Here is a 12,762-nt window from a genome sequence, read left to right as displayed (position 1 = left end):
TTACGTGGTGAAATGACTTGGCGCCTGCCACCGTCCGTCAATCAGTACCTCGTGCGGTGCGTAGCGCGCCTTGTAGTTCATCTTGGAGCTTCCTTCGATCCAGTAGCCCAGATACACGTGCGGCAGCCCAAGCTTGCGCGCCTGCTGGATCTGCCAAAGCACGCTGTAGTTGCCATACCCGGCGCCCGGCTCGGGTTCGTAGAAGGTGTAGACGGCCGAAAGCCCATCGTTGAGCACGTCGAGGATGGAAACCATCTTCAGAGCGCCTGGGCTGCCGTCGGGCAGGGTTTCGCGAAACTCCACGAGGCGCGAGTTGACCCTGCTTTGCAGCAGGAACTGGGTGTATTGGTCGATGCTGTCGTGGTCCATGCCGCCGCCCGCATGCCGCCCGTTCTGATAGCGCAAATAGAGCTGATAGTGCTCGGGGACAAAGCACAGTTTCAGCACGCGCGCTTGCAGATTGGCGTGGCGGGTCTGGGCGCGGCGTTGGCTTCGGGTCGGACGGAACTCGTTGACTAGCACACGCAACGGAATGCATGCATTGCATCCGTCGCAATAGGGCCGATAGGTGAACATGCCGCTTCGACGGAACCCGCTCAGTACGAGATCCGAATAGGCGTCGTTGTGGATGAGGTGGCTGGGCGTGGCAACCTGCGAGCGCGCCTGCCGGTCCGGCAGATAGCTGCACGGATAGGGAGCCGTCGCGTAGAACTGCAGCGTATGGAGCGGAAGGTCCTTGAGGTGCGTCACGTCTTTGGCAAGGGTCGCGCGGACAGGAGTTCGTTCCAGTATACGGGGTCGAAGCGCCACACAGGAGCGTCCATGAGGTGCGCGTGGGCGACGTGCGACACGAAGCGCTGGCGCGGCATTTCCCGGGCGCCGAGGCTGGCAAGATGGGCCGTGTTCTGCTGGCAGTCGATCATGGCGATGCCGTGATGCAAGCAGAAGGAGACGAGCGCAGCCAGTGCGATCTTGGATGCGTCCGGTCTTCGCGCGAACATGGATTCGCCGAAGACCGCGCGCCCGATTCCGACGCAGTAGAGTCCGCCGACGAGTTGGCCGTCGACCCACGTTTCGACGCTGTGGGCATGCCCCGCGCGATGAAGTGCGGTGTAGGCGCGCACCATTTCCGGAAGAATCCACGTGCCGCTCTGGCCCGCACGCGGGGTTTGCGAGCAGTTCGAGATCACCTTCACAAAATCTTGGTCGATGCGGACTTCGCAGCCTTCGGCGGCGACGAATCGAAGGAGCGTCTTGCGAAGAGAGCGGTGAAGCTTGAATCGAGCGGTTTCCAGCACCATGCGCGGATCGGGACTCCACCAAAGAATGGGCTGGCCGTCGCTGAACCACGGGAAGATTCCTTGGGCGTACGCCTGCAGCAGGCTTGCGACGTCCAGCGACCCGCCGGCTGCGAGCAGACCGGGAACCGGGTCGGCATCGCCCCACGCCATGGCCGCGTCAGGCAAGGGGTCACCGGGGTCTAGCCAGGGCAATTGCATTTTGGAATGGTTACACGCTTCGGCCAGATCGCAGTCAGTCAATGCCGAAAGTACCCGAAGCCCATATAGTCGTTATCTGTTCCGAAAATTTCCTCCAGACAAAAAGGACTACGGTGACAACTGAAACGAACCCCGCGCGCTTCGGGAGCGGCCAGGCAGTCAGGCGGCTCGAAGACGAAGACTTGCTGGCCGGTGCCGGCCGCTATACCGATGACGTCGCGCTGCCGGGCCAAGCCTGGCTGAGCTTCGTTCGCTCTCCGTACCCGCACGCCAAGCTGGTCTCGGTGGACACGGCGTCCGCCACCGGCATGCCGGGCGTGCTCGGCGTCTACTCCGGTGCCGATCTGGCGCAGGCCGGCGTCAAGCCGATGCCAGGCGCTGCCGGGTTCAAGCGCGCCGACGGCTCGGACTGCGCCACGCCGCCGCGACGCGCGCTGGCCGTCGAGCGGGTGCGCTTTGTGGGCGAGCCGGTGGCCGTCGTTGTCGCGGAGACTGCGCAACAAGCGCGGGACGCCGCCGAAGCGGTGATGGTTGAGTACGAAGAACTGCCTATGGTTGTCGATCTGCCTGGCGCAACCGCGGACGGTGCGCCGCTGATCTGGGATGAGGCCACTGGCAATATCGCGGCCGAGATGCGCCACGGCAGCAGCGAGGCCACGGCCGAAGCGTTCGCCAAGGCCAAGCACATTGTGGCGCTCGACGTTATCAACCAGAGGGTTGTCGCGCTCACGATCGAGCCGCGTTCCGTGGTCGTCGATTTCGACGCTGCATCGGAGCGGCTCACGATCCGCATGAGCACGCAAATGCCCTCGGGTGTTCGCGACTCCGTTTGCGACGCCATCGGCTTGCCCAAGGAAAAAGTGCGCGTGGTCGTCGGCGATGTCGGCGGCGGTTTCGGCATGAAGACCGGTGCGTATCCCGAAGACATCGCTGTCGCGTTCGCAGCGCGCGCCCTGCGGCGGCCGGTCAAGTGGATCGCCGAGCGAAGCGAAGAATTTCTTTCGACGTCGCATGGCCGCGACATCGAGGCGCGCGCCGAGCTGGCGCTCGACGCGCAGGGCAAAATCCTTGGCCTTCGGATCAAGACCCATGCGAACGTCGGTGCCTATGCGACCGGCACCGGGGTTGCGATCCAACTGCTCATCGGGCCATGGGTGCAAACCAGCGTCTACGACATCCAGACCATCGATTTCCATTTCAAGGCGGTGCTGACCAACACGGCACCAACGGGCGCCTATCGGGGAGCAGGCCGTCCGGAGGCCATCTACACGATGGAGCGCTTGATGGACGAAGCTGCCCGCCAGACGGGCATCGACCGTATCGAGCTGCGCCGGCGCAATTTCATCCGTCCAGAGCAGATGCCGTACACGAATCCGATGCACCAGACTTATGACACGGGGCAGTTCGAATCGGTCATGAACCAGGCATTGGCGCTGGCGGACTGGCAGGGTTTCGATGCGCGCGCAGCCGAGTCGAAGCAGGCCGGGCGCGTTCGCGGGCTCGGCATCGCCACATTCCTGGAGTGGACTGGTGGCAATGTCTTCGAGGAACGGGTGACTGTATCGGTCCAGGCCGACGGCATGATCGAAGTGTTTTCCGCCGTCAACGCAATGGGACAGGGCATCGCGACCACCTTGGCGCAATTGGTTGTCGATGCATTCGGCGTACCCATCGAAAAAGTGAAGATCATCCTGGGCGACACGGATCGTGGGGATGGATTCGGCAGCGCGGGTTCCCGATCGCTTTTCACGGGCGGATCCGCGGTTCGGGTGGGGTCCGAACGGACCATCGACAAGGCCAAGGAACTCGCGGCGCAGGAACTCGAAGTTTCCCCAGCCGACGTCGAGTACTCGGCGGGAGTCTTCAAGGTCGCAGGCACCGATCTTTCGGTCGATCTGTTCACGCTGGCAGGCCATCAACCTGATCGGCAGATCTTCGTGGACTCGACCAGCACGGTGTCGGGCCCGACGTGGCCCAACGGATGCCACATCACCGAGGTGGAAATCGACCCGCCGACGGGCGAAGTCAGTGTGCTGCGCTATGCCTCAGTCAATGACGTCGGACGTGTGGTCAATCCACTGATCGTCCGCGGCCAGTTGGAGGGTGGGGCGGTGCAGGGGATCGGCCAGGCGCTTTACGAGCAAGTGGTGTACGACCCCCAAACCGGGCAGCCATTGACAGGCAGCCTGATGGACTACGCCGCTCCGAGAGCCGAGACGCTTGCGTCGATGTTCCGCATGGAGATGGACGAGTCGACGCCCTGTAAGAACAACCCGTTGGGCGTGAAGGGAGTCGGCGAACTCGGCACCATCGGCGCGACGCCGGCCATTGTCAATGCGGTGGCCGACGCACTGGCGCGGAACGGCATGGCCGACCGCACGCCGCACCTGGACATGCCGCTGACGCCGGCCCGGGTCTGGCAGTTGATGGCTTCGGCGGGTTGAGCCGCCCGCTGTCAGAAATTCAGAAATCCTCGAGCGGCAATCCGACGTAGTTTTCAGCCAGGGACGTCGAGGCCGCGCGCGAATGAACCAGGTAGTCGAGTTCGGCTTCCTGGATCTTCTGGCCGAATTCGCCGGTTTCTGGAAATCGGTGCATCAGTGACGTGAACCACCACGAGAAGCGCTCGGCCTTCCACACGCGACGCAGACAGAGGTCGGAGTAGCGGTCCAGCGCCGAAGCGGACTTCTCGCCATAGAAAATTTCGAGGGCGCGCGAGAGGTAACCGACATCCGCCGTCGCCAGGTTCAATCCCTTGGCACCTGTGGGCGGGACGATGTGCGCCGCGTCGCCTGCCAGGAAGAGGCTCCCGAAGCGCATCGGCTCGGCCACGAAGCTGCGCAGCGGCGCGATGCTTTTTTCGAGCGAAGGGCCGGTCACGAGACGCTCGCGGGCTTCAGGGTCCAGCCGCAGTCGCAGTTCATTCCAGAATGCGTCGTCGCTCCAGTTCTCGACCCGTTCATCTGTCGGCACCTGAACGTAGTAGCGGCTGCGCGTGGCGCTGCGCATGCTGCAAAGGGCAAATCCGCGCGACGTGTTGGCGTAAATCAGTTCATGCGAAACAGGCGGGACATCCGCCAGCACGCCCAGCCAGCCGAAGGGATAAACCTTTTCGTACATGTGCAGCGACTGCGCAGGAACACTGGCGCGGCTCACGCCGTGATAGCCGTCGCATCCGGCGATGAAGTCGCACTCGATTTCGTGCGTTGCGCCGTCTTTTTCGTATCGGACGCGCGGGGCAAGCGTGTCGAAATCGTGCAGGCTGACCTGCGATGCGCTGTAGACGGTGGTGAGGCTCTCGGCGTCGCGGGCGGCCATCAGGTCGCGAGTGACCTCCGTCTGCCCATAGACAGTGACCTGTTTCCCGCCGGTGAGCCCATGCATGTCGATGCGATGGCGGGCACCTTTGAACAGCAACTCGATGCCTTCGTGCGGCAGCCCTTCGGCCTTGGCTCGGGCGTCGACGCCTGCGCGGGACAGGAGGTCCATCGTGACCTGTTCCAGGACGCCCGCACGGATGCGTCCGAGCACGTATTCGCTCGTCTGGCGTTCAATGATGATGTTGTCGATGCCTGCCTTGTGCAGCAACTGCCCGAGCAAGAGTCCGGCAGGACCTGCTCCGATGATGGCGACCTGTGTTCGCATGGTTGTCTCCTGATGGCGTGCCGCCGAGCGTAGGGCGCCAAGGTGGTTTCGTGACGGCGCGAGTTCATGCTCTGTGCGATCATGAGGCCACCTGCGCGATCATCGCGCAACAGTTCTTTCATGACCATCGCAAAACAAGACTTCATCGAAGGCGTCGCCAAAGGAATGGCCGTACTGGAAAGCTTTGATACCGAGCGCCAACGGCTCAACGCGACGCTGGCTGCGGAACGTGCCGGGCTGACGCGTGCTGCGGCGCGTCGGCATCTGCTGACGCTTTCCCACCTCGGCTACCTCGAAACCGACGGCAGCTATTTCTGGATGGCGCCCAAGGTCCTGCGCTTTTCAGGCAGCTATCTCGCGTCCTCCAGGCTGCCGCGCGCACTGCAGCCGACGCTGAACCGGCTCGCCGCCCAGACGCAGGAATCGTTCTCGGCCGTGGTGCTCGACGGCGAGGAAGTGGTCATCGTCGCGCGCAGCGGGAGCTACGGGGCGCCCAATCGAGTGCTGGCTTACGGACTTCATCTCGGTGCGCGTCTGCCGGCGCATGCGACTTCGACGGGCCGTGTCCTGCTCGCAGCCCTCAGCGCCGCGCAGCTCACCCAGTGGCTCAAAGGGCGAAGCCTTCCGCGCCTCACTCCGCACACGCTGACCCAGCTGCGGATGCTCCGTCAGCGCGTGGCGCAGGTTCGCAAGGACGATTTCTGCTTTGCCAGCGAAGAACACGAACTCGGCGTGCAGGCCTTGGCGGTTCCGCTGCGCGACATGCAGGGCCACACCGTTGCGGCACTCAACGTCGTGCTTTCAGGGGGCCACCACAAGGAAGAGGCATTGCGACGCGACATGCTGCCGCTGCTGTTCGAGGCTGCGCGTGAGGTGAGGGCGCTTCTGTGAGCAATGAACCTGATCGCCGCTACGATCTCCAATCAGCCCAGACGGGTACGGACGACTGACCATGCGACTCCTGCTGCTTGAAGATGACGTGATGATCGGTGAGACCGTGCTCGATTTGCTGCGTGCGGAGCAGTATGCGGTCGACTGGGTCAAGGACGGCGAAACCGCGGACAGTGCGCTTCGCTCGCAGCAATACGACCTCGTCCTGCTCGACCTCGGTGTGCCGCGCCGGGACGGCCTCGATGTGCTGCGTGCGCTGCGTGCCCGCAAGCAGCGCATGCCGGTGCTGATCGCCACCGCGCGCGATTCCGTCCGGCAGCGTATCGAGGGATTGGATGCCGGCGCCGACGACTACGTGCTGAAACCCTACGATCTCGACGAGCTCCTGGCGCGCATTCGCGCCCTTTTGCGCCGAGCCTCCGGGCGGGCGGAGCCGGTCTATGAGCACAAGGGTGTGACGGTCAATCCGGCCACCCGCGAAGTCAGCGTTGCCGGGCAGCCGGTAATGCTTTCCGCCCGCGAATGGGCGGTGCTGGAGCCGCTGCTCGCGCGTCCGGGGATGGTGCTGTCCCGGGCGCAGCTCGAAGAAAAGCTCTACAGCTGGAAGGACGAGATCAGCAGCAATGCCGTGGAGGTGTACGTACACGGACTGCGAAAGAAGCTCGGCGCCGACCTGATCCGGAATGTGCGCGGCGTCGGCTACATGGTTCCCAAGGAATGACGGGCACATGAAATCACTTCGTGCGCGTCTCCTGTGGTTTCTCCTTGCCGCCATCCTGATGGCCGCTGGCATCCAGGGCTTCGTGGCCTACAGGACAGTGCTTCACGAAGCCGACGACATCTTTGATCACCACATGCAGCAAATGGCGCTTTCGCTGCGTGCCGGGCTGCCGCCCAGCGCGACTGTGGGCGGACTCGGTGGTCTTGGCGCCGGCGAAGAGAACTTCGAATTCATCGTGCAGGTCTGGACCGCCGACGGCATCCGCATCTTCGAATCCGCCGCACAGGCGGCACTGCCTCAGCGAGCGGTCCTGGGGTTTTCGAACGTCCAGGCGCGGCGCACGACCTATCGCGTGTTTTCGATGCAAGCCGGCCCATTGGTGATCCAGGTCGCACAGGACATGGCCGCTCGCCGCCGAATGGCGGGATCGCTGGCGTTGCGCACGGTCGGGCCCATCGCGCTCGCTGCACCTTTGCTGATGCTGGTCGTCTGGTGGGTGGTAAGCCGTTCGCTTGCGCCGGTCGCGCGCGTCCGCGGGCAGGTTGCCGCGCGGCAGGCCGATGATCTGTCGCCCTTGAGCGAAGACGACCTTCCCGAGGAAGTTCGGCCGCTGGTGCATGAACTCAATCTGCTTTTCGATCGTGTTCAGAAGGCCTTTGACGCGCAGAAGCACTTCGTGGCCGATGCGGCCCACGAACTGCGCTCGCCGTTGACCGCGATCAAGCTGCAGGTGCAGGGGCTGCAGCGCGCGCCCGATCAACCCACCCGCGACCTTGCTGTCGCGAGGCTGGCTGCGGGCATCGACCGTGCGGCCAGGCTTGTCGAGCAGATGCTCGCGTTGGCGCGGCACGAGGCCAGCGCGGCGGCGGGGGCGGAGCGCGAAACCATCAGCCTGCCGGAGGTAGTCCGTCTGGCAATCTCCGATGCAGTTGCCGCAGCGCAGGCGCAAGACATCGACGTCGGACTCGTACGGGCGGATCCGGCGACGGTCACCGGTCAGGCAGAGGCAGTGCGAATGATGGTCCGAAATCTCCTCGACAACGCCGTCAAGTACACGCCGGGCGGTGGCCGCGTGGACGTCGCTGTTCTCAGGCTCGCAGATGGAGTCGAACTCACGGTCGACGACAGCGGCCCTGGCATTGCCGCAGATGAACGCGAGCGGGTGCTCGATCGCTTCTACCGTTCCGGCGAGCCGCAGGTGCCCGGCAGTGGACTCGGTCTCGCCATCGTGAAGTCAATCGCCGAGCTGCACGGTGCCACCGTATCGCTCGATCATTCAAAAACCCTCGGCGGTCTTCGCGTAGTGGTTCGTTTCGCACCCGACATCTAAGTGCGCCCGGAGCGCCATCAGACGCGCCTGAATTTAAGGCGCGCTTAAGCGTGCGGCGCGACATTCCTTTCGTTGATTTCAAAACCCTCGAAAGGATCACAAATGAAGAACCGTTTGAACTCTCCCCGGGCGCTTGTCCTTTCGCTGGCCGCAGCCGGTCTGATCGGCGCCGCCGCCACAGGTGCCTACACCAGCGCCAACGCCCTGGGTTCCACGCCCACGGCCACAGCGCTCGCCGCCGCACCGCAGGTTTCCATGCCTGACTTCTCCAGCATCACCGCCGAGACCGGCCCTGCTGTCGTCAACATCAGCGTCGTCGGTACCAAGGCTGCTTCGGAAGGGCCCCAAGCCATGCAGGGAATGGACCCGGATGATCCGATGTTCGAATTCTTCCGCCGCTTCCAGGGCCAGATCGGCCCGCGCGGTCAGCAGCAGCAGCGTGAAGTGCCGGTTCGCGGCCAGGGCTCCGGCTTCATCGTGAGCGCCGACGGCATCATCCTGACCAATGCCCACGTGGTGAAGGACGCCAAGGACGTCACCGTGAAGCTCACCGACCGCCGCGAGTTCCACGCGAAGGTGCTGGGGTCTGATCCGAAGACGGACGTCGCCGTTCTCAAGATCGATGCGAAGAACCTGCCGACTCTCGCCATGGGCAAGACCAAGGATCTGAAGGTCGGCGAATGGGTGCTCGCAATCGGTTCCCCGTTCGGATTCGAGAACACCGTGACCGCTGGCGTTGTGAGCGCAAAGGGCCGCTCGTTGCCTGACGACGGCTACGTTCCGTTCATCCAGACCGACGTGGCAGTGAATCCCGGCAATTCCGGTGGTCCGCTGATCAATACGCGCGGCGAAGTGGTCGGCATCAATTCGCAGATCTACAGCCGCAGCGGTGGCTACCAAGGCGTTTCGTTCGCGATTCCGATCGACGTGGCGATCCAGATCAAGGATCAGATCGTCGCCACTGGCAAGGCGAGCCATGCCCGTCTGGGCGTCGCGGTGCAAGAGGTCAATCAGACATTCGCCGATTCCTTCAAGCTCGACAAGCCCGAAGGCGCGTTGGTCTCGAACGTCGAGAAGGGCGGCCCCGCCGATCAGGCCGGATTGCGCTCGGGCGACGTCATCCGCAAGGTCGATGGCGATGCGATCGTGTCTTCGGGCGATCTGCCCGCAGTGATCGGCCAGAAGAAGCCCGGCACCAAGATCACGCTTGAAGTGTGGCGCCAGGGCTCGCGCGAAGAGATCACCGCCAAGCTCGGCGACGCCTCGGACAAGGCCGCAACCGTCGCGAAGAACGACGACGCAGGGAATCAAGGCAAGCTCGGCTTGGCTCTGCGACCGCTGCAACCTGAAGAGCAGCGCGAGGCCTCGGTCGACGGTGGCCTGCTGATCGTCAACGTCGGTGGTCCGGCTGCCTTGGCCGGCGTCCAGACTGGCGACGTTCTGCTTGCCATCAACGGCACGCCTGCGAAAAACATCGATCAGGTCCGCGCCGTCGTGGCCAAGGCCGACAAGTCGGTTGCCTTGCTCATCCAGCGCGATGGCGACAAGATCTTCGTGCCTGTTCGCCTGAGCTGACCCGGATACGGGCTGCGACACCGTGTTCGAGACTTAGTACCCGGTTCGCGGCCCGGCCGAGGCGCAATGTGCCAAATTACCTTGGCGGATATTTCTGGCAGCTGTAACAATTCTTGAAACGGCTGAATAAGAGATTTCCCTATGGCACTCCGCGACATTGCGCTCACTGTTCTCGAGTTGGAACCGAATGAATTTCATTGGGTGCTGATGGAACCGGTACAGGCGGAGACCGAGGACTGCCTTGGGTACCGGCCGATCGATTCGTCGACGCAAGGATTGCCCGATTATTCGGAAGCGCTGATCCAGGGTGCGTCAGCCCTACGGGTGTTGCAGGGGCTCGCGCCGTTCGGCAAGCCGAGGAATCCGGTGGGCATGGGCGAAAGCGTCGCCGGCGACTTCCTGGAGAAGGAAGACAAGTCCTCGTCAAATTCATCTAGCTCCGCCAACGGCCCTGACTCGTGTATGTTCACGACCGGTCACCCGGTGTTGTAGTCGAGCGTCGCTGCTGTTGCGCGATCGGGTTTCGATCGGGAGTCTCTCCCGCCTCCAGGATTTGAACGATGCCAAGACTTATCGTGCTGCAGAAAAACGGGTCGGCCAAGCAGGTCAACATCACGGGGACGCCATTTGTCATCGGTCGCGCCGACAGCTGCGATCTGGTTCTGGACAGTCCGTTGGTGAGCAGGTCTCATGCTGTCTTCGAAACCGTCGGGAATGCGATGACGATCCGCGATCTTCAAAGCCACAACGGAACCTACGTCAACGGTGATCGGGGTGATGTGAGCGCCTTGAGCAGCGGTGACGAGATCAAGATCGGCAGCTATCAGATCCGTTTTCTGGCAAGCGAATCTCCGATTGGTGCAGCCGAGGCGCTTCGGCTCGTGACCATTCCCGGCAAACTATCCGACATCGACATGCTCAAGCTCAGCGGCAAAGCCTGAGGTCGGCGCGGCTTCGGGGAGCAACCGAGGCCTGCATGGCACCCCTGAAGCGGGTGCGATACTCCCGGTGCCCGGCAGAAAACAGCACCCATGCAGCAAAAGAGAAACGACAGCGGCGAGCTGAACTTTTATCTACTGAAGTGCCTGGTCGCGCTGATCGATCATTCACACGTATCGCGAGCGGCGGACGCGCTTTCAATCAGCCAGCCCGCAATGAGCCGTGCGATGAGCCAACTGCGTGCAGTCACCGCAGACCCGATTCTTGTACGAGGCGGAAGCGGGCTCATACCCACCGCCAAGGCGATTCAGCTGCGCGACTTTGCCGATCGCATCCTCCGAGAGATGGACGAACTGCTCGGTGACGCGGTGGCCTTCGATCCCGGGACTACCCAATATGAGTTCCGGATGGTGGTCACCGATTACCTCGAATGCGTATTCATTGAAGGTCTGCTGAAACGATTGAGCGCCGCCTTCCCGCGAATCAGCGTATTGACGCGCCATCCCGTGCATCCTTCCCACTTCAACAAGGTGCTGGAGGCCGGCGAAGTGGATTTCGCCGCTGGAATTTTGCCCATGAGTCTTCGCGACTTGCGGCACCGTTTGCTGTTCAGAGATCACATCGTCTGCGGCGCTCGGAAGGATCATCCCGCAGTGGGCCGAACCCTGTCGCCCAAGGAGTTTGCGGCGCTCGAGCACCTTGTGATCATGCCAAACACAGTGAACTGCTTTGGCGAATCGGTGGACCAGGTCCTCGGCGCACAAGGGTACCGGCGCAATCGCCGGTTCGTCACACCCAACTACCTGACTGCTCCGCACCTGCTTGCTGATTCTGACATGGTCGCGCTTTTGCCTGCATCTTTGCTGAAGCGTTTCAGCAATGAACTGGGTTTGGCGGAAGTGCTATTGCCGGTGCATGTACCTCCGTTGGATATCTATCTTTCCTGGCATGACCGCACGCATCGGCATGCCGCCCACACCTGGTTTCGCGACCAGGTCGTGAAGAGCCTCCAGCCGCTTACTCAGGCCTCTTAGCCGTCAAGGCTGGCGCGTGCCCAGCGCGCCAATCCAATTGGCGCATAGCGCATATCCGCGCCCGCCATGGACAACGATCCTTCGACTCCCAATACTTTGCCCGTCGCCGCTATATGTCTCTGCTATGTCCTATCGAATCATTCGAACCGTTGACGACCTGGCACAACTGCCGGATGAAGAATTGCTGGCAAGTCTCGGCGCCCTGCGCGCTGCGATCGTTGAAGCAAAGCGACAACACGGAGTCGCTGTGCGGGAACACGTCATACCTTCTGGATCACCGTTCACCTTTCCTTCGTTCAACTGGCGCCCGAAAGGTCCACAGCGCCTCGATACACCCGTCCAACTCAAGCCCGAGACGCCGATCGATGAACTTGCCGTGCGTGCAAGCGCGAGAGAAGCGTTGCGCGAACTCAGCATCTTCTGCATCGAGGATCTGTCGGCCATCAGCGAGCAAGAGTTGCTGAACGAAGAGGCGATCGGCGCAAGAACTGTCGGAAGATTGCGTGAAATGCTGGCTCGCGTGGGACTCGACTTTCTTCCGAACCCCAATGTCGAAGAGCGCGCGCATGAGCAAAGCAAGGCGGTGCTCGCCTTGCCGTCCGACGCTCGCGCGCTCGCCCTGCGCGGGCTCGTGGACTCAGCGTTCGTTTCCTCGCTGGGGCTGAGGTCATCCACATTGAGCAGGGCGCTCGCCCATGGCTTCGAGACGGTCGGCCAATTGCGGCGGCTGACACTTGCTTCGCTATGCGAAAACTTCGGCAAGCGCGAAGCGCGAGAGATCTACGACCTGTTGCTGGCCACCGATCGTCCCTTCACCAGTTCAGCCTCTCCAATCGATCTTTGGCGCCATGGTCTGATGACGGCGAAGGAACTCCCGGTCCCTACGGCAGGCGAAACCCCCATTGCCGAATTGCGGCCTTGGCTGGGCACGTCGGTGGACTCGTTGAGTGCTTGCGGCATTGATACGCTCGGCAGTCTCCGAAGCGTCGCTGCTCAAGGAGACGTTGCTTCTTTCCGCGGAATGGGGCGCGTCACGTCCGATCGGGTTCTTGGCTTTCTCGGATCATACGTGGCGCCGCAACCATATCGGCGCGGCATGTCAACTGCGACAGGCTTCCCCGCCTGATC

12 protein-coding genes are annotated in these 12,762 nt (G+C 62.7%); 9 read left to right on the top strand and 3 right to left on the bottom strand.

Translation table 11 applies throughout. The annotated features are described in order from the left end of the window. Both AC1DEK_RS16905 and aat read right to left on the bottom strand, forming a co-directional pair. Entirely contained in the window at positions 1-750 is a 750-nt protein-coding gene (locus AC1DEK_RS16905; protein WP_478126427.1) for an arginyltransferase, read from the bottom strand. Then, positions 747-1,499: a leucyl/phenylalanyl-tRNA--protein transferase gene (gene aat / locus AC1DEK_RS16900; RefSeq protein WP_478126426.1), complete on the bottom strand. Its 753-nt coding sequence runs from the start codon at positions 1,497-1,499 to the stop codon at positions 747-749. Before aat ends, AC1DEK_RS16905 begins: the two co-directional genes overlap by 4 nt. A 113-nt stretch (positions 1,500-1,612) precedes the next feature. Here aat and AC1DEK_RS16895 point away from each other — a divergent pair, with 113 nt between their 5' ends. Continuing rightward, positions 1,613-3,943, top strand: a complete 2,331-nt coding sequence (locus tag AC1DEK_RS16895; RefSeq protein ID WP_478126425.1) for a xanthine dehydrogenase family protein molybdopterin-binding subunit — start codon at positions 1,613-1,615, stop codon at positions 3,941-3,943. A 19-nt stretch (positions 3,944-3,962) separates the two neighbouring features. Here the strand turns inward: AC1DEK_RS16895 and pobA are convergent, their stop codons facing one another. Next, complete coding sequence (gene pobA, locus AC1DEK_RS16890; RefSeq protein WP_478126424.1) at positions 3,963-5,144, bottom strand: 4-hydroxybenzoate 3-monooxygenase; 1,182 nt, start codon at positions 5,142-5,144, stop codon at positions 3,963-3,965. A gap of 120 nt (positions 5,145-5,264) precedes the next feature. On the opposite strand from pobA, the gene AC1DEK_RS16885 reads away from it, so the two are divergent. The 8 genes from AC1DEK_RS16885 (at position 5,265) to AC1DEK_RS16850 (ending at position 12,760) form a co-directional block, all read left to right on the top strand. Beyond that, entirely contained in the window at positions 5,265-6,035 is a 771-nt protein-coding gene (locus AC1DEK_RS16885; RefSeq protein ID WP_478126423.1) for an IclR family transcriptional regulator domain-containing protein, read from the top strand. Between the two features lie 61 nt (positions 6,036-6,096). Then, positions 6,097-6,756 (top strand): response regulator, encoded by a 660-nt coding sequence (locus AC1DEK_RS16880; protein ID WP_478126422.1) that lies wholly within the window; start codon positions 6,097-6,099, stop codon positions 6,754-6,756. Positions 6,757-6,763: 7 nt separating this feature from the next. Continuing rightward, positions 6,764-8,086: an ATP-binding protein gene (locus AC1DEK_RS16875; protein ID WP_478126421.1), complete on the top strand. Its 1,323-nt coding sequence runs from the start codon at positions 6,764-6,766 to the stop codon at positions 8,084-8,086. A gap of 102 nt (positions 8,087-8,188) precedes the next feature. Then, a complete protein-coding gene (locus AC1DEK_RS16870) occupies positions 8,189-9,661 on the top strand; it encodes a DegQ family serine endoprotease (RefSeq protein WP_478126420.1) in 1,473 nt (490 codons plus the stop codon). Positions 9,662-9,802: 141 nt separating this feature from the next. Then, on the top strand, positions 9,803-10,153 hold the full coding sequence (locus AC1DEK_RS16865) for a hypothetical protein (RefSeq protein WP_478126419.1): 351 nt from the start codon (positions 9,803-9,805) through the stop codon (positions 10,151-10,153). Positions 10,154-10,221: 68 nt separating this feature from the next. After that, a complete protein-coding gene (locus tag AC1DEK_RS16860; RefSeq protein ID WP_478126418.1) occupies positions 10,222-10,602 on the top strand; it encodes an FHA domain-containing protein in 381 nt (126 codons plus the stop codon). A gap of 90 nt (positions 10,603-10,692) precedes the next feature. Beyond that, positions 10,693-11,634 carry a LysR family transcriptional regulator gene (locus AC1DEK_RS16855; RefSeq protein WP_478126417.1) on the top strand — a complete coding sequence of 314 codons (942 nt, stop codon included), beginning with the start codon at positions 10,693-10,695 and terminating at the stop codon, positions 11,632-11,634. A 124-nt stretch (positions 11,635-11,758) separates the two neighbouring features. Further along, complete coding sequence (locus tag AC1DEK_RS16850) at positions 11,759-12,760, top strand: helix-hairpin-helix domain-containing protein (protein WP_478126416.1); 1,002 nt, start codon at positions 11,759-11,761, stop codon at positions 12,758-12,760. Positions 12,761-12,762: the final 2 nt, after the last annotated feature.

Source organism: Variovorax sp. 10N420, from assembly GCF_056394705.1.
The sequence above is the reverse complement of the archived record's forward strand: the minus strand, read 5'-3'. Positions and strand labels throughout refer to the sequence as shown.